The sequence below is a fragment of the Acinetobacter sp. ANC 4169 genome (assembly GCF_002135355.1).
GTDB lineage: Bacteria > Pseudomonadota > Gammaproteobacteria > Pseudomonadales > Moraxellaceae > Acinetobacter.
On the sequence record NZ_NEGE01000002.1, the window covers coordinates 1 to 15,815 of the forward strand.

General features: G+C 36.1%; 17 protein-coding genes. 12 read left to right on the forward strand and 5 right to left on the reverse strand.

All coding sequences use genetic code 11. The annotated features are described in order from the left end of the window. The 4 genes from B9T26_RS01415 to B9T26_RS01430 all read left to right on the forward strand — a co-directional run. Nucleotides 1-264, forward strand: a 264-nt coding sequence (locus tag B9T26_RS01415; protein WP_171262908.1) for a transposase, incomplete at its 5' end; no start/stop codon positions are given. A 616-nt stretch (nt 265-880) separates the two neighbouring features. Next, nucleotides 881-1,351, forward strand: coding sequence for a hypothetical protein (locus tag B9T26_RS01420; protein WP_086198041.1), 471 nt, complete (start codon nt 881-883; stop codon nt 1,349-1,351). 567 nt (nt 1,352-1,918) lie between these two features. Next, nucleotides 1,919-2,137 carry a hypothetical protein gene (locus B9T26_RS01425; RefSeq protein WP_086198042.1) on the forward strand — a complete coding sequence of 73 codons (219 nt, stop codon included), beginning with the start codon at nt 1,919-1,921 and terminating at the stop codon, nt 2,135-2,137. Between the two features lie 344 nt (nt 2,138-2,481). Further along, nucleotides 2,482-2,706 (forward strand): hypothetical protein, encoded by a 225-nt coding sequence (locus tag B9T26_RS01430; RefSeq protein WP_086198043.1) that lies wholly within the window; start codon nt 2,482-2,484, stop codon nt 2,704-2,706. Between the two features lie 103 nt (nt 2,707-2,809). On the opposite strand, the gene B9T26_RS01435 is transcribed toward B9T26_RS01430, so the two are convergent. After that, a complete protein-coding gene (locus B9T26_RS01435; protein WP_086175076.1) occupies nt 2,810-3,019 on the reverse strand; it encodes a cold-shock protein in 210 nt (69 codons plus the stop codon). Nucleotides 3,020-3,553: 534 nt separating this feature from the next. On the opposite strand from B9T26_RS01435, the gene B9T26_RS01440 reads away from it, so the two are divergent. The 6 genes from B9T26_RS01440 to B9T26_RS01465 all read left to right on the forward strand — a co-directional run bounded on the left by B9T26_RS01440 (nt 3,554) and on the right by B9T26_RS01465 (nt 9,404). Further along, nucleotides 3,554-3,913, forward strand: coding sequence for a hypothetical protein (locus B9T26_RS01440; RefSeq protein ID WP_086198044.1), 360 nt, complete (start codon nt 3,554-3,556; stop codon nt 3,911-3,913). A gap of 145 nt (nt 3,914-4,058) precedes the next feature. Beyond that, nucleotides 4,059-4,331: a hypothetical protein gene (locus B9T26_RS01445; protein WP_086198045.1), complete on the forward strand. Its 273-nt coding sequence runs from the start codon at nt 4,059-4,061 to the stop codon at nt 4,329-4,331. 294 nt (nt 4,332-4,625) lie between these two features. Beyond that, complete coding sequence (locus B9T26_RS01450) at nt 4,626-7,265, forward strand: bifunctional aconitate hydratase 2/2-methylisocitrate dehydratase (protein ID WP_086198046.1); 2,640 nt, start codon at nt 4,626-4,628, stop codon at nt 7,263-7,265. Nucleotides 7,266-7,368: 103 nt separating this feature from the next. Continuing rightward, nucleotides 7,369-8,487 (forward strand): DUF262 domain-containing protein, encoded by a 1,119-nt coding sequence (locus B9T26_RS01455; RefSeq protein WP_086198047.1) that lies wholly within the window; start codon nt 7,369-7,371, stop codon nt 8,485-8,487. Between the two features lie 11 nt (nt 8,488-8,498). Continuing rightward, nucleotides 8,499-9,128 carry a hypothetical protein gene (locus B9T26_RS15590; RefSeq protein WP_171262909.1) on the forward strand — a complete coding sequence of 210 codons (630 nt, stop codon included), beginning with the start codon at nt 8,499-8,501 and terminating at the stop codon, nt 9,126-9,128. Nucleotides 9,129-9,182: 54 nt separating this feature from the next. Further along, on the forward strand, nt 9,183-9,404 hold the full coding sequence (locus B9T26_RS01465; protein WP_086198048.1) for a hypothetical protein: 222 nt from the start codon (nt 9,183-9,185) through the stop codon (nt 9,402-9,404). A gap of 203 nt (nt 9,405-9,607) precedes the next feature. Here B9T26_RS01465 and B9T26_RS01470 read toward each other — a convergent pair whose 3' ends face one another. After that, complete coding sequence (locus B9T26_RS01470; protein ID WP_086198049.1) at nt 9,608-10,468, reverse strand: alpha/beta fold hydrolase; 861 nt, start codon at nt 10,466-10,468, stop codon at nt 9,608-9,610. Nucleotides 10,469-10,588: 120 nt separating this feature from the next. Here B9T26_RS01470 and B9T26_RS01475 point away from each other — a divergent pair, with 120 nt between their 5' ends. Next, a complete protein-coding gene (locus tag B9T26_RS01475; RefSeq protein WP_086198050.1) occupies nt 10,589-11,053 on the forward strand; it encodes a hypothetical protein in 465 nt (154 codons plus the stop codon). A 98-nt stretch (nt 11,054-11,151) separates the two neighbouring features. On the opposite strand, the gene B9T26_RS01480 is transcribed toward B9T26_RS01475, so the two are convergent. Further along, nucleotides 11,152-11,394 carry a hypothetical protein gene (locus tag B9T26_RS01480; RefSeq protein WP_086198051.1) on the reverse strand — a complete coding sequence of 81 codons (243 nt, stop codon included), beginning with the start codon at nt 11,392-11,394 and terminating at the stop codon, nt 11,152-11,154. 504 nt (nt 11,395-11,898) lie between these two features. Beyond that, a complete protein-coding gene (gene brnQ, locus B9T26_RS01485) occupies nt 11,899-13,185 on the reverse strand; it encodes a branched-chain amino acid transport system II carrier protein (RefSeq protein WP_086198052.1) in 1,287 nt (428 codons plus the stop codon). Nucleotides 13,186-13,544: 359 nt separating this feature from the next. Between brnQ and map the strand changes: the two genes are divergently transcribed. Then, the gene (map, locus tag B9T26_RS01490; protein ID WP_086198053.1) at nt 13,545-14,339 is read left to right on the forward strand and encodes a type I methionyl aminopeptidase; all 795 of its coding nucleotides are present in this window, start codon (nt 13,545-13,547) and stop codon (nt 14,337-14,339) included. Between the two features lie 427 nt (nt 14,340-14,766). Here the strand turns inward: map and B9T26_RS01495 are convergent, their stop codons facing one another. Continuing rightward, the gene (locus B9T26_RS01495; RefSeq protein WP_086198054.1) at nt 14,767-15,666 is read right to left on the reverse strand and encodes a LysR family transcriptional regulator; all 900 of its coding nucleotides are present in this window, start codon (nt 15,664-15,666) and stop codon (nt 14,767-14,769) included. Nucleotides 15,667-15,815: the final 149 nt, after the last annotated feature.

Genomic DNA, 15,815 nt, shown 5'->3' on the forward strand with positions numbered 1-15,815 from the left:
TGCTGGATTGAACAGGATTTATTACCGAAGCTGAAAGAAACCAGTGTTTTAATTATGGATAATGCGACCTTTCATAAAGGGAAAAGACTTCAAGAATTGGTACGCTGTGCAGGCCATTACATTGTGTGGCTTCCTAAATATAGCCCGGACTTAAATCCAATAGAAAAAATGTGGTCACGAGTAAAGTCGATTAGAAATAAGTTCCGAATAAAAGACATTGATGAATTATTCAAAAAACATTGTGATAGTTTATTTAGTATTTAGCTATATATATAGACTGTTGAGTAATTTTAGACTTAAAATGCAAGTGTTGAATTCGCATACAAGTCTAAAATGAAACTCAACAAATCTAATGTTGATGCATTGTTCAACCGATGAAAATCCAATTCTTAAACACAATCCAGTTGATGTTATTCTTGCCAAACGTGGATGGAATAAAGCAAAGCTTGGATTAAGACATTTAGATAAGTCGAATATTCACACTTATTACAATGCTGTGCTGAATTACTTCACAAAGATCTCTTTATGAAGATGCGTCAACAATGCCACACGCGATTTGGTGTTATTCATCATGTATACCGGCTGTCGAAGAAATGAAGCTCAAACACTCAAAATCTAAAAGCTCATCGAAAGGTGGGCTTTTTGCGTTTATAGCCTTTCAGAATTAAAAAAACAGTTTGTTAAGTATCTGTCTTCTGAACTAAATAAATTATGAGGATAGTTTAAGCTCAATAAAACTTAAGAATAAGTATATTCGATATTTCTGGCTTATTGAGATACTGCAGATTACAAGAAATATTAGAGAACAATAGTCATTAAATAACACGCTTCTTTTTGTGTTAGGGTATTAGTATCTTTCCCATGTAAAAGAGTATGAGTCATGGGGCTAATTCTTCTTGTAGTTATTGTTATTGTCTTAGTAACAGTTTTTGTAATGGTAAATCCTATCCAACAAAAATCTGGTGGAAAGTTTAAAGAAATAATTAAAAATAAGTTTGGTCATCAAATTTACAGTGCAATTGACTTTCAGCAACCTATAATTGAAATAGTCGGCCCCCAACTTGATAATTCTGTTAGTAAAGTTGTCAATGCTCTTTTGGTTATGGATACCACAAACACAGAATACACCTATGCAATTATGGTGATTGTAGGTGGTGTTCAAGTAGGTTATCTAAGTGACGAAGATGCTGAAAAGTTTCTCAAAATTTTAAAGGATAAGCACCTATATGAAGATACCGGAATTGAAGTAAAAGCGCTTATTTATGGAGACTGGGGCAATGCTGATCAAATTGCAAATTTTAAAATCAATTTAAATCTCCCTAAAAATTTTGAAGATTCAGAAATTAAATAATCGGATTATATAAATGAGTCTCCTTTAGGGACTTTTTTTTAAAGCCTTGAGAAATATTGTCTGAATTTCTGTGTAAGCAATATCAAGGCTCCATGGCGGCTGTTTAAACTAACCCAAGTTTAAAATCGGAATCGGTCGCCAGCAGATTAGATGATTATTGTCTAACAAAAATCAAAAAATAACTCAAAGCAAACAAGTAGAAATGATTTATGCGTATTTTTTATACTTTGTAATGTGCTTTGGGGTGCTAATTTTTAACCACATTAAAAAGAAAGCACGTTAATAAAAATAATAAAATGGCCATCAAATACTGAACCCGCTTAACTCAATCCTAAGGTTAAGCGGGTTTTTTAAGTCAGGAGAAAAGTGATGCTCCAATTCCTCATGTGTTTATTCGGCTTTTATGGTGCAACGGAAATTGATTACACGATTGATGATGAAGAAATCAAAGTGTGTCGGGATTGCTTGAAAGAAAAATAAGTCTGCCTGAGGTTGTAAAATTATTCTTACATCGGAGATTTTGTATCTAATCTATAATTGTATTTTTAGTAATCAATGGTGATCAAAATGACCAATCTCACCACCATCAAATATGAGGAATTATTTACTAAAATCCATCAAGCTATTGCTAAAAGAGAGGAAAATCCCGTTCGTTTAAAAGAGCCTTTAGATACTATCGATAAAGGTGCTATTTTGATGTTGGGGGAATACTGTCGAAAACACGCTTTAAATTTCCAAACTCATTTAGAGGGTGAAAATACATTTGTGATTACTGTAGAGTATTAATGGTATCTAATTTGCCAAACCTATCTGGTACATAAAACCCTGCTGAAATATGCGGGGTTTTTCTTTTCTTATTGGTGATATCCATGACAGATCGTGTACAAGCGAAAAAAAGACTTAGAGTTTTGCAGTGCTGAGCTGTCTAAGTATCAGAATCTCAGTAGAACAGGTTTGACACTGGATGAAATGCGCACCATTGACGGCATTATGATTAAGCTGAGAGATCGAATAGCTAATTTGCGTAGATTCTTTACGTGTAACGGGATGATTCGAAGTGATGGTATCAAGATGGGTGGATTAACTTTTCGTGATAAAATTATAGGGCCAAATTAATATAAGGCACCACCATGAAAATTATCGTTCAAGATCAATACACAGGTGAGCTGATAGAGTTTATAGCAGAAGAGGACGTTACCTCTGGCTTTTTAAATTTTTTCTATCATGACGAAGAGGGTAATTTTCTACGATCAACAACCCGTCCCTATAAAAAGCTGCCTAGAAAGTCAGTAGTACCCAATATGACATTTACCTTGGGTGACAGGATAGTAGTGATTATTAAAATAGTAGAATAAAACCTCCTTCGGGAGGATTTTTATTGGGCTTAGATACAAAAAAGCGAGAGTCAAACTCTCGCTTTTTCTAATCTTGCTTACTGGTGTAAGCGTGATTATAAAATTATAGTGCTACGATGTTTACAGCATTCGGGCCTTTTTGACCTTGAGCGATGCTGAATTCAACTTGTTGGCCTTCAGCTAAAGTTTTGAAGCCGTTACCAGTGATTTCGCTGAAATGAGCGAAAACGTCAGGACCGTTTTCTTGTTGAATGAAACCGAAACCTTTAGTTTCGTTAAACCACTTTACAGTACCTTTTACAGTGTTAGACATAATAACAATCCTATGAAAATATTTTTTAGCTTATTGAAAAGCCTGATGATTTAACTTGAAAAGAAGAATGGAACTTTAAATCTGAAAAAACGAAGGATTATGACTAAAACTGCGAAATACAAAAAGATTTACCAGAACAAACTATTTTTCTAGTTGGGATTAAGCATACATTGATGTTTCATATTATGCAACCGAATATCTAGCTATTCGGTTTTTTTATCTTCTATATTTGTAATTTTATAAATACATTTAATAAAAACAGTAATTTAATATTTGTAATAGGATGTAAGCTTGTAGAAATAATAAACGAGATAAGTTCTGCAGTTATTCATTTAATTCGTAATTAATCGTTTCTTTCTAAATAAAAGTAATCTATGTCATGAAAAAATAAGCATACATAGTGGTGTAGCAATCATCAATCAGTATTTTGATGTATTAGGTTTAATTTGAAATGGTTGTTGTTCTGATCTCGGGTCAGGAGATTTCGTATTTTCCTTAACTTTGATTATCATAGGGGGCAACAGGAGAACATTGATGAAAAAATTATTTGCTTTGACGGTATTGGTTGCCTTGGTTGGATGTGCTGAAAAAAAGCCGTTAACGCCTGAAGAGCAGTGGAAAGGCTATTGTACAAGTATGGGTAATGCTGCGAACAACATTATGTATGATCGTCAAAATACCATTACCAAAGCGGCTGCCATAGAACATGCCAATAAAATTGAAGATGAAATCACTAAAACCTTTATTTTGGATATTATTGAGCAGGTTTATGCATTACCGTTAGCAGAAATAACGAAAGATCCGGAAGCAAGCCGTAATCAGTTCAAGCAAAAAATTACTGAAAAATGTATTTCTACACCGCATGACAAAATGCCAAATTACAAACCGTTCTAAGGAACGGTTTTTTTATACCTAAATAATAAAAATAGCCTAAGCAAAGTTAAAAAATAAATTGTGACATTTGCTTAATCAAAAATATAGAAAAGCTTATCTTATTATTGAATAATAAATTCTACAACAACAACGTAGGAGCAGGAAAATGGATGTGATCGGCTACTTACATCATGCAGATTTGCTTTTAGAAGATGAACAAGGCATGGCTATAATTGGTGGTGGAAATTATGTGCTCAGCGTAGGTGACAAAGTATTTCTGCGCAGAAAAATTGATGGGGAAAACAATTCACGCTATATGGTGGATATTTCATTTGCAAGTTCTAATCACAATGGCTTATTTGAAGACCAATGCTCGCTTAAATTTGTAGGTAATCGTACAGAATTACAGCAATATTTGTCCGAAACCACAGTCCACTAAGGTTGAATATTTTTATAGAAGAAAAAAAGGCAACATTAGGTTGTCTTTTTTATGTTTAATGTTCCGGTAAAACTCAGTTTTTTGCTATTGAAAAGCCTTGAAAGTGAAGGATTTGCCTAATGTGTAACCAATATGGACATCATTTAGCTACAAAATAATGGACATCACAAAGAAACACTTTAGTTGCATTAACTTTTAACTGGAATTTTAGTAAAATTTAGCAGTCCATATTATTTGCGAAGCTTTGAATAAGCTGGAATTCGTAGATAATTTTTTAAAAAGAGGAATAACACCGTGCTAGAAGCTTACCGCCAACACGTTGAAGAACGTGCCGCACTCGGAGTCCCACCGAAGCCACTTGACGATGCTCAAACAGCTGACTTGGTTGAACTATTAAAAAATCCACCGGCTGGAGAAGAAGCATTTTTAGTTGATTTGCTAGAAAACCGTGTTCCTGCAGGTGTTGACCAAGCTGCTTATGTAAAAGCTGCATTCTTGGCTGCATTGGCAAAAGGCGAAGCAACATCTCCTTTAATCACTAAAGAACGTGCTGTTTACTTACTAGGTACTATGCTTGGTGGTTACAACGTTGCACCTTTAGTTGCACTTCTTGATGACGCTGAACTTGCAGAGCTTGCTGCTGAAGCGCTTAAGAAAACTCTTCTTGTATTTGATGCATTCCATGACGTTGCTGATAAAGCAAAAGCAGGTAATGCAAATGCACAAGCTGTTATGCAGTCTTGGGCTGATGCTGAATGGTTCACTAGCCGTAAAGACGTTCCTGAAGAAATCAAACTTACAGTTTTCAAAGTAACTGGCGAAACTAACACAGACGACTTGTCACCTGCACAAGACGCGTGGAGCCGTCCAGACATTCCGTTACACGCTAACGCAATGCTTAAAAACGTACGTGACGGTATCAACCCAGAAGTTCCTGGTGAAGTTGGTCCACTTAACCAAATCAAAGACCTTATCGCGAAAGGCAACCAAGTTGCTTACGTAGGTGACGTTGTTGGTACTGGTTCTTCTCGTAAGTCAGCAACTAACTCTGTACTTTGGTTCTTCGGTGACGAAATTGCTCACATCCCGAACAAAAAAGACGGTGGTTACTGCTTAGGTTCTAAAATCGCTCCGATTTTCTTCAACACAATGGAAGATGCTGGTGCATTGCCAGTAGAAATTGATGTTCAAAACATGAACATGGGCGACGAAATCACGCTTAAAATCGACCACGCTGCTGCTAAAGTAACTGCGTTCAAAGACGGCGCTCAAATCGCTGAATCTGAACTTAAAACTCCAGTTCTTCTAGACGAAGTACGTGCTGGTGGCCGTATCAACCTTATCGTTGGTCGTGGTTTAACAACTAAAGCTCGTGAAGCTCTTGGTCTTGCACCTTCAACTTTATTCCGTACTCCAGTTCAACCTGCAGCTACTGGTAAAGGCTTCACTCAAGCTCAAAAAATGGTTGGTCGCGCTTGTGGTCTTCCTGAAGGTCAAGGTGTACTTCCAGGTACTTACTGCGAACCTAAGATGACGACTGTTGGTTCGCAAGATACTACTGGTCCTATGACTCGTGACGAATTGAAAGACTTGGCTTGCCTAGGTTTCTCTGCTGACCTTGTTATGCAATCTTTCTGTCATACAGCTGCGTATCCAAAACCAGTTGACGTTCAAATGCAGCACTCGCTTCCTGATTTCATCATGAACCGTGGTGGTGTGTCTTTACGCCCAGGTGACGGTATTATTCACTCTTGGTTAAACCGTATGCTTCTTCCGGATACCGTTGGTACTGGTGGTGACTCGCATACTCGTTTCCCAATTGGTATTTCATTCCCAGCGGGTTCTGGCCTTGTAGCGTTCGCTGCAGCGACTGGTGTTATGCCACTTGACATGCCTGAATCTGTTCTTGTTAAGTTCAAAGGTAAAATGCAACCTGGTATCACTCTACGTGATCTAGTACATGCAATTCCTTACGTTGCGATTCAGCAAGGTGACTTAACTGTAGAGAAGAAAGGTAAGAAAAACATCTTCTCTGGTCGTATCCTTGAGATCGACTTAACAGAAATGGAAACTGACTTAACTGTTGAGCAAGCATTCGAATTGTCTGATGCTTCTGCTGAACGTTCAGCTGCTGGTTGTTCAATCACTCTTTCTGAAGAGAAAGTTGCTGAATACCTTAAATCAAACATTACTATGTTGAAATGGATGATTTCTGAAGGTTATGGCGATGCGCGTACTATGGCTCGTCGTGTTGAGAACATGGAAAAATGGTTAGCTAACCCATCACTTATTAAAGCTGATGCAGACGCTGAATACACTAAAGTGTATGAAATTGACCTTGCTACAATTACTGAACCAGTTCTTTGCTGTCCAAACGATCCAGATGATGCGAAATTACTTTCTGACGTTCAAGGCGTGAAAATTGACGAAGTATTCGTTGGTTCATGTATGACAAACATCGGTCACTTCCGTGCAACTGGTAAGTTACTTGAGAAAGTTCCTGGTGGCGTATTGAATACTCGTTTGTGGATTGCTCCGCCTACGCGTATGGACGAACGTCAATTGATGGAAGAAGGTTTCTATAACATTTACGGTAAAGCTGGCGCGCGTACTGAAATGCCAGGTTGTTCATTGTGTATGGGTAACCAGGCACGTGTAGCGCCGAACACAACGTGTGTATCGACTTCTACTCGTAACTTCCCGAACCGTTTAGGTCAAGGCGCTAACGTTTACTTAGCTTCTGCTGAACTTGCATCTGTTGCTGCTGTACTTGGTAAATTACCAACTCCAGAAGAATACCAACAGTATGCAGCTCAAATTGACAGCATGTCTGCTGACATCTATCAATACTTAAGCTTCGACAAAATGGGCGACTATACTGACGCTGCTGAAAATGTTGATACCAAGAAAATTGCTGCTGCTCAATTGTCTTAATTGATTAAGTAGTTGAAAATAAGGGCTGATTTATCAGCCCTTATTTATTGTATTAATTGATTTTTTTATAAAATGACCCTATGTTTTTAAATGTGTAAATATAATGAATGCTATTGATCATAATAAAATTGATAAAGACCTTCTTGTACTAGAAGAAAAGCTATCAGAAAATGATGACATAAATAAACAGCCACCCGATGATATTATTTCATTTAATGAATTACGCTCATGTGCTGATTTATTAAGAATGTATACAGATAATCAATTAAAAATTGATCCGGATTTTCAAAGAAATTTGGTTTGGACAGCTGTAGAAAAAACGAGATTTATTGATTCATTAACTAAACAGTTGCCTATACCAAGTATGTGTATAAGCTTGGATTATAAAACTGATAAGCGGTTAGTAATTGATGGTCTCCAACGTATCACCACAATTGTAAGTTTCTTAAATCAAGATTCATGGCAATTATCAAAAATTGATGATGTTGATGAAAGGTTAAGTGGGAAAACTCCTGAACAAATAAAAATAGATAATCCTGAAATCTTCTCAAAAATACAAAATTTAACTATTCCAATTACTGTATTAAGATGTGATTATTCAAAAAAATCTCATATGGAATATTTGTTTACGATTTTTCATCGATTAAACTCTGGCGGTAGTCGTTTAAATAATCAGGAAATTAGGAACTGTATTTATTCAGGAAATTTTAATAATTTATTAAAAGAAATAGCGGATGCTCCTATTTCAAAGAATATATTTAATTATTCAAAACCTAATTTGGTTTCTAAAAAAACTAAAAAAAATGTTAAGCCTTATAGATATCAATATGAGGAATTATATTTACGTATTATATCATTTTCTGTAAAACTTAATGATTACGACGGTAAATTATCAAAATTCTTAAATGACTTTATGGGTGATAATAGAGATGCTTCTTTGGGAGAAACTCAAAAATGGAAGAATAATTTATTGAAGACGCTCGAAATTGCTCAAAAAGATAATAGATTATCTAGACTGAGTAAATCGGTGAATGAGGCTATTTTATTCGGTATTTATATGAATCTTGATAATTCAGAATTAGAGTCGGAAGAAATTTTAATTGCTAAAATTACATCTTTATTAGAACAACCAGAATTTTCGCTAATTTCATTGAAAGAGGGATTAGCAAGTAAAGATAAAGTCATAGGTCGTTTATCTAAAGCTATACAGATATTTGAGTAAGAGATTTAATTATGTCTGCTTTTGATCTAGATAAAGACAAAATATTGACGAACCTTCGTAAGCTGGATGAATTATATAACGCATCATTTGGAGATGATTTAGCACCAATATTTTATTCTAAGCTTGCTTTAATAGAATATTGTGGTTGGATAGAATGCTCTATAGATTTAATTATGATGCGAGTAACAGAGTCTGAATATAGTACTATCATATCTTCGACAGGAAAATCATTTTTAAAAAATATTAATAATTTTAGTTATAAAGACCATTTTGTAAAAATCCTAGTCCAAGTATTAGGGATGGCTAACGCTGAGAAAATTGTTGAATATTTCAAAGCAAGTGGCGAATTAGATATATTGGAGTCTAAACTAGATAATACAGAGTTAAAGAAAAATAGAAATATTGCTGCACATACTTATCATAGAGATGACAGTGTTTCTTATGATGCACCTAATATTTTTATACCGGAGGTGGATAGGCTTTTTGAGATATTTACAAAAATTGCTAGGTATGTTGATAGCATGACTTCAGAAACTTCAGAAACTTCAGAAACTTCAGAAACTTCAGAAACTTCAGAAACTTCAGAAACTTCAGAAACTTCAGAAACTTCAGAAACTTCAGAAACTTCAGAATTAATATAATTATATTAATTCTTAGTTAGATAATATTTTAAAAATTCGAATGTGAAGTTAAATATGCCTAAACAATCCCGATTCCTCTGTATTGGTGGGTTCCTCAACGGAACCCAAGTTAAAGACCAAGGCGATAGCTTTGTCTGTGTCGAAAAGTCTAAAAATGTGACTTATCATAAAAAGGAAATTTTCCATCCTGACGCTTGGGATCATGACTACTATGTCTGTGAAACGACCAGTGATAAAGACGCTAGAAATTGGGTATATGATATAAAACCCAATTAATTATTCATTTTTAAAAGATATTTGATACAAGGGATGGTTGATGGTGGAGTATTGCCCAACAATTATTCTTGAATCCCAGACATTAAAAAGCCCCATGGTTAGGGGCTAGTCGTATATAGGTAAAGCCCATATACTGTAAGAGGCTCATCTCAAACTGAGAGTATTAGAACACACCAGCTTTCAAATAACTATCTATATCTCATCTAAACTGTCAATTGTTGTTCAATCACCGGCCATAAATTTTGATGCGATTTTTTAAACATCAGCATGTGACCAATCGCTTTATGATTATAGCTTTTAGGTTTTAACTCAATCATTTCAGTCGTTGCATTTGGGTACAAACGTAATAAATCCTTTACATTGGCTTCCGTTGCAATTTCATCGTCTGAAGACCACAGTACCGTAATCGGGCAATCAATTTCAGCATGATAATCTTCAAATACAGTTTTACCCATCGCATTGATGACATAACCTGGTTTGCTACAAAATTGCGCCCATTGCTTGGCGACATCTTTAGGCAGGTTTTCACCCATACCAATGGCTTGAGTCGGGCCATAGCCTAAGGTGTAACGAGAAAGTGGGAAAATGCCACGGAACATCACCGGTGCAAGCAGTTTGGTTTTACCTTTTAAGCCTTTGACATGACCGGTTGAACCAGAAACCGCCACAACTTTAGCCACTTTTTCATAATTAGGCACAATGCCCAAAAGCTGACCACCAGCACTATGACCCAGTAAAATCACTTTTTGGGCTGTTGTTTTGGCAAGTAAAGTATCAATGGCAGCAGGAATGTCTAACTGTCCCCATTGCACAATACTGGCCTTGGATTTTTTCAGTGGGCCTGCGAGTGAATCCCCAATCCCGCGAAAATCAAAAACTAAAACATCGTGACCTTGCTCAGCCAGCCATGTTGCATAGGCATGGTAAAACTGTTTGGTAATGCCGGTAGCGGGACAAATTAAAACCGGTAAGGACTTTGCATGCGTAGTTTGATGTGAATAAAAATGGGCATGTAGCGTATAGCCATCCTGACATTGAATTTCTGCTTTTTCGTATTGAGACATGATTTTCCAGTGAGCAATGTCATAAAGTCATTGTTTTACTTTACATAAGTTCCAAAAAGAAACTTGTAAAATGTATGACTTTAAAGTCAAATAGTGCTCTAAAAATAAGGATATATATGAATGGAAACAGGAATGTTAAATCAGTCGGTTGCTTGGGCAATCATCTTTAGTGGGGTTTTTCTGTGGGTAGGCATGCTTACAGGCGTATGGAAATATTATCAAATCCGGCATTCTCCACAGGCGCGTGCACATTATTATGTCGATATTGCCCATAGAAGTAGCTTGCTCTATGCACCAGCTAGCCTGATTATTGCAGTTTTAGCTTATTTTTCAGTTTGGAGTGAGGGACTTAATTTAATTTTTGTGCTGATTAATTTGTTCTTTTTTAGTTTTTCAATTTTAAGTTATGTCTTACATGGCTGGCTTAAAGATACCACCAATCAATTTAAACAACCGCATCAAATGGGGCGCTGGCATTTGCCAAAATGGATGCTGAGCAGTGCGATGATTTTTTTGGTGATCGGGGAGTTGGGTGCGACAGCAGGATTGTTACTTGGGACGATACTGGGATTGGGAAAGTTTTAATTTAATGAGTTTTATATTGAAATAAATATTTGATTATTATTGTTTATTTGCTATTTATTCTTGTTCTTTTTTAAGATGGGTGAGGGTTCACCCATCTTTTATTCTGTAGAATTACTCTGCTTCTGGTGACGATATTTTTGGTCTACCACCGCCCAAATATAAAAGGCAACCGAAACAATAAAAGCATACACAAAGAATTCAGGCTTTAAATTACCCTGAATTAATCCATGGATAATGAGTGTCACCACTAAAGCTACTGAGGTACTTAGATAAGTGACCATGTTCTTGTTTGCTTTTAGAGCGTTAATGAAGATTTCCTTATTGAAATGTAATGTTAACATCTCCACCCCTCCTGTTATTTTATGACCTAAACCTAATTGTTTTAGTCAGATTAGTTTCTACTGTTGTACTTCGAATTTCATCTCATTTCAATAGCCAATGTCATTATTTTGTCATAAAACAATGCTAGTACATAAAACAATGCTAGTACATAAAACGATATGCTTATCTTATTCAAAATATGAATATGAGGTATTTTTTGATCAAATAACGTACTGTTCATACATATTATCAAAATGAAAATAATTAGAGATATTCAACAATAGTCGATATAAAAATAGCAATATTGATGCCAAGCTTTAAGCAAGAATCTGCTATAGCTAAGAGGAGGGAGAGAAGTTAAAAAGGGAGTGATTGATTTTATTTAATTTTAAGATGTTACAAAAAATATCAAGCCGATGTAAATGTAAACAATAAAACTCTGTTTGGGTAAAACATGACATTTTATTGATTACGCTTAAAATTAGGTTTGGATAAAACGTAATTTTAATGACATCAACTTGAGGTTATTTTTTAACTTTGTCGATTAAAACAGCAATAATCAGCACAATAGTAGATGGAATAAGCCAAGCTAAATTTTGCGCATTTAAAGGTAAATGTTGAATGATTTCAGGTAAGTTAAAACCTGCAACTTTAAGTCCATCAAGCACGCCAAATAAAAATGCAATCGCGGTTACCGGGGCAACAACATAGGCAGGTTTATTGAAATACTTCCACAAGAAACTGAGCAGGATCACCACAATGGCTGGTGGGTAAATGGCACTCAACACAGGCACAGACACGGCAATCAGTTTAGTTAAACCAAGGTTTGAAATGATAAAAGAGAAGCCTACCAACACAAAAACGAAAATTTTATAAGGAATTTTAGTCAGTGCTGAGAAGTATTCTGCACATGCACAGGTTAAGCCAATCGCTGTAACCATACAGGCTAGGAAAATCATTCCAGTCAAGAATAGAGAGCCAATATCACCAAAAGCATGTTGTACATATGCATGCAGGATCACTGCACCATTGGCGGCATTTGGTGCAACTTCGTGGCTACCTAGACCAAGTTTAAACAGACTTAAATAAACCAGAGTTAAACCGACACCTGAGATTAAACTTGCGATTACAGCGTATTTGGTGACCAGTTTTTTATCGGTTACACCACGTGAATGAATCGCGTTAATGATTACAATACCAAAAACCAGGGCACCTAAAGTGTCCATGGTTAAGTAACCATTGACAAAACCTTCGGAAACCGGGGCATTCACATAGTTGTTAATTGCGGGTGGAATAAATCCGGCAGGAATTGCAACAGCAGCAATACCCAATATAGCTAAAGAAACAATCTTTAACGGTGCAAGGAAATGGCCAACAGTATCTAGGAGTTTATTAGGGTATAAAGAAATAGCCGTCACCAGCGCAAAATAAATCGCACTGTAAATGAGCAGGCTGCTACTTGATGTACCAAAATAAGAAGAAAAACCGATTTCATAAGAAACCGTTGCTGTACGCGGAGTTGCAAATAAAGGACCAACAGCTAAGTAACACACGATAGTTAAAATCAGACTTGCGATTTTACCTAAAGGAGAACTTAAATTTTGGATGGATCCTTCTACACGGGACAGCGCCATAATAGTAATAACAGGCAGACCAACTGCAGTGATTAGAAAACCTAAAGCAGCTAACCATACATGTTCACCGGCTTGTTGAGCCACAATAGGTGGAAAGATAATATTGCCCGCACCAATAAAAAGTGCAAAGGTCATAAAACCTAAGGCAACAATATCTCTTGTACGGAGACTTGTCATAGAGGGGAGATGGATTGATCAAAAGAGGCAATTTTAGAGGATATGAAGGCTTTTTTGTAGATTATTTTATGAAGCTTATGAACTTTAGTGATTTAGAAACCTACTTAAATGAACAATTGGAAAAAATTAAGTTTAATTATATATATGATTAATTGGTAAAAAAAATAAAAATATAAAATATTATTCTTTTTTAATTATTTAAGTGGATTTTAATTTTTTGATAATGAACGGTTAAATGTATGTAAATCAATCACCCAACTTGCAAAAAATGGTCAAAACTATTCTGTTTATCTGTTCTAATTAAACAAAATAAAAGTAAAAGGACTATAATCATAAGCCTTATTCTTGAGGATGATGCAATGAAAGCTTCCACTATTACTATCAAAACTGAGCAAGATTTAGAAAAACTCCGTATTTCCGGGCGTTTGGCTGCTCAGGTTTTAGAAATGATAGGGAAGTATGTCAAGCCGGGAGTAAGCACAGAATATCTGGATGACATCTGTAACGACTTCATTGTGAACACATTAAAAGTGATTCCGGCCAATGTGGGTTATTACGGCTATACCAAAACCACCTGTATTTCCCCAAATGAAGTCGTGTGCCATGGTATTCCATCTGCAAATACCATTTTGCAAGATGGTGACATTATCAATATTGATGTGGCGATCATTAAAGATGGTTATTTTGGTGATACCAGCCGCATGTATTATGTTGGTACGGTAAAGCCTGAAGCCAAAAAACTGGTTGAAACCACTTATGAAGCAATGGTTGCCGGTATTCATGCAGTGAAACCGGGCGCAACTTTGGGTGATGTCGGATTTGCCATTCAGTCGGTTGCACACCGCGAAGGCTATAGCATTGTCCGTGAATACTGCGGTCACGGCATTGGCAAGGTCTATCACGAACAACCGAATGTTCTACATTATGGACAGTCAGGACAAGGTCTTATCCTTAAAAAAGGCATGGTCTTTACCATTGAACCCATGGTCAATGCAGGTAAGCCGAAAGTAAAAGAGCTCAAAGATGGCTGGACCGTAGTGACTGCTGACCATTCATTGACAGCGCAATGGGAACATATGGTTGCTGTAACCGATACCGGTTTCGAGCTTTTATCTCCTTGGCCAGAAGGTACCGGTTCATATCCTGAAATTTAAGCGAGAAGATTTAAATGAAATAGATTTTTTATACTTTGGTATAGAATTGTTTACTTTATGTTCAAACAAAGTTTTAAAATCTATTAGTTTAATGAATAAGTTTTTGATTTTAAAAATAAAATTATTTTTATTATTTTTTTATAATATATTTTAGATATTAGATTTATATATATTTTTTTTGTACTATACAAATATAGATTCTAGCTGTAGTTTCTTATTTAAAGTTTATAAGCTTATCCAACTCGGGTAAGCTTTTTTTTGCCTGATTATTTTGTTATTACTTAAGTGATTATTCTCTTTATGAAGAATTATGATAAGTTTATTAAGTTTTTGTGAAAATAGCGATATAGCTAAACTTATCTAAACATGGGCTGAAGAAAAATGAGTTAGAAATTGAACCTCTCCGAATTTCCTTCAGCTGCAATTTTTAATGTTTACTCAGCTGTTCCACCAAATAGTCGATAAAGACCCGAACAGCAGGCAGCAGGCCGCGACGTGAAGGATATACTGCATGGAAAATACCGTGTGGCGCTTTCCAGTCCGGCAGTACACGCACCAATTCGCCACTTTGAACATAATCTTGAACAATGGTATCGGGTAACAAGGCAATCCCGCAATTTTGTCGTGCCAGCTGTGCCAGCATCGTCAAATCCGAACCCATCACCATGGGATTGACCTTAATTTTTTTCTGCTGGTTTTTGTCATCATGCACAACGATATATTGGTCTAAATGCTCATCTGACATACTCAGGATGTGATGCTGGCTTAAATCTTCCGGCTGTTTTAAGTCACCAAATTCATTGAGATAGGCCTGACTGGCAAATAAATGCTGTTCGATATTTTCAAATTTGCGTAAAACCAGATTTGGGTCATCATCCAGATTGGAACGTACCCGTAATGCCACGTCTATACCTTCATTGATAATATCGACACGGCGATTACTCACAATCAGCTGTACCTTAATTTCAGGATAGGTTTTCAGGAATTTTGGCAGAATCTTGGCAATTTCATTTTGTGCAATTGAAACGGGCAGGCTAACTTTAATTACTCCACGTGGCTGAATACTCAAATGATCGACCAGATCATGGGCAGCTTGTGCAGCATTCATCATCACTTGTGCATGCCGGTAAACATTCATGCCAATTTCAGTCACGGCAAAATGGCGGGAACTGCGCTGGATTAAGCGAACGCCTAAATGCTCTTCAAGATTGTAAACGCGACGGCTTAATTTTGATTTTGGAATATCGGTGGCACGTTCCGCGGCACTAAACCCACCATGTTCAACCACCAATGCAAAGCAATAGAAATCATCAAGATCAGACAGCATTTAAAATTCCATTTATGCAACAATATATAAGATTAAAGATATATCGTTGCAATTTGTCAATTTCAAATTTGCTTAATCTTCAGGGTTTATATTTTTATTCTGCACCGGATCAGCTGTAAGCCGCTTTGCTTTATTAAAGATCTGAAGAT

What these genes read in the sequence shown, in the direction of transcription:
- B9T26_RS01420 (WP_086198041.1), top strand. Translation starts at nt 881, where the DNA reads ATGGGGCTAATTCTTCTTGTAGTTATTGTTATTGTCTTAGTAACAGTT.
- B9T26_RS01480 (WP_086198051.1), bottom strand. Translation starts at nt 11,394, where the DNA reads ATGTTAACATTACATTTCAATAAGGAAATCTTCATTAACGCTCTAAAA.
- B9T26_RS15590 (WP_171262909.1), top strand. Translation starts at nt 8,499, where the DNA reads ATGTCTGCTTTTGATCTAGATAAAGACAAAATATTGACGAACCTTCGT.
- B9T26_RS01440 (WP_086198044.1), top strand. Translation starts at nt 3,554, where the DNA reads ATGAAAAAATTATTTGCTTTGACGGTATTGGTTGCCTTGGTTGGATGT.
- B9T26_RS01495 (WP_086198054.1), bottom strand. Translation starts at nt 15,666, where the DNA reads ATGCTGTCTGATCTTGATGATTTCTATTGCTTTGCATTGGTGGTTGAA.
- B9T26_RS01455 (WP_086198047.1), top strand. Translation starts at nt 7,369, where the DNA reads ATGAATGCTATTGATCATAATAAAATTGATAAAGACCTTCTTGTACTA.
- B9T26_RS01425 (WP_086198042.1), top strand. Translation starts at nt 1,919, where the DNA reads ATGACCAATCTCACCACCATCAAATATGAGGAATTATTTACTAAAATC.
- B9T26_RS01470 (WP_086198049.1), bottom strand. Translation starts at nt 10,468, where the DNA reads ATGTCTCAATACGAAAAAGCAGAAATTCAATGTCAGGATGGCTATACG.
- B9T26_RS01465 (WP_086198048.1), top strand. Translation starts at nt 9,183, where the DNA reads ATGCCTAAACAATCCCGATTCCTCTGTATTGGTGGGTTCCTCAACGGA.
- B9T26_RS01430 (WP_086198043.1), top strand. Translation starts at nt 2,482, where the DNA reads ATGAAAATTATCGTTCAAGATCAATACACAGGTGAGCTGATAGAGTTT.
- B9T26_RS01475 (WP_086198050.1), top strand. Translation starts at nt 10,589, where the DNA reads ATGGAAACAGGAATGTTAAATCAGTCGGTTGCTTGGGCAATCATCTTT.
- map (WP_086198053.1), top strand. Translation starts at nt 13,545, where the DNA reads ATGAAAGCTTCCACTATTACTATCAAAACTGAGCAAGATTTAGAAAAA.
- B9T26_RS01435 (WP_086175076.1), bottom strand. Translation starts at nt 3,019, where the DNA reads ATGTCTAACACTGTAAAAGGTACTGTAAAGTGGTTTAACGAAACTAAA.
- brnQ (WP_086198052.1), bottom strand. Translation starts at nt 13,185, where the DNA reads ATGACAAGTCTCCGTACAAGAGATATTGTTGCCTTAGGTTTTATGACC.
- B9T26_RS01445 (WP_086198045.1), top strand. Translation starts at nt 4,059, where the DNA reads ATGGATGTGATCGGCTACTTACATCATGCAGATTTGCTTTTAGAAGAT.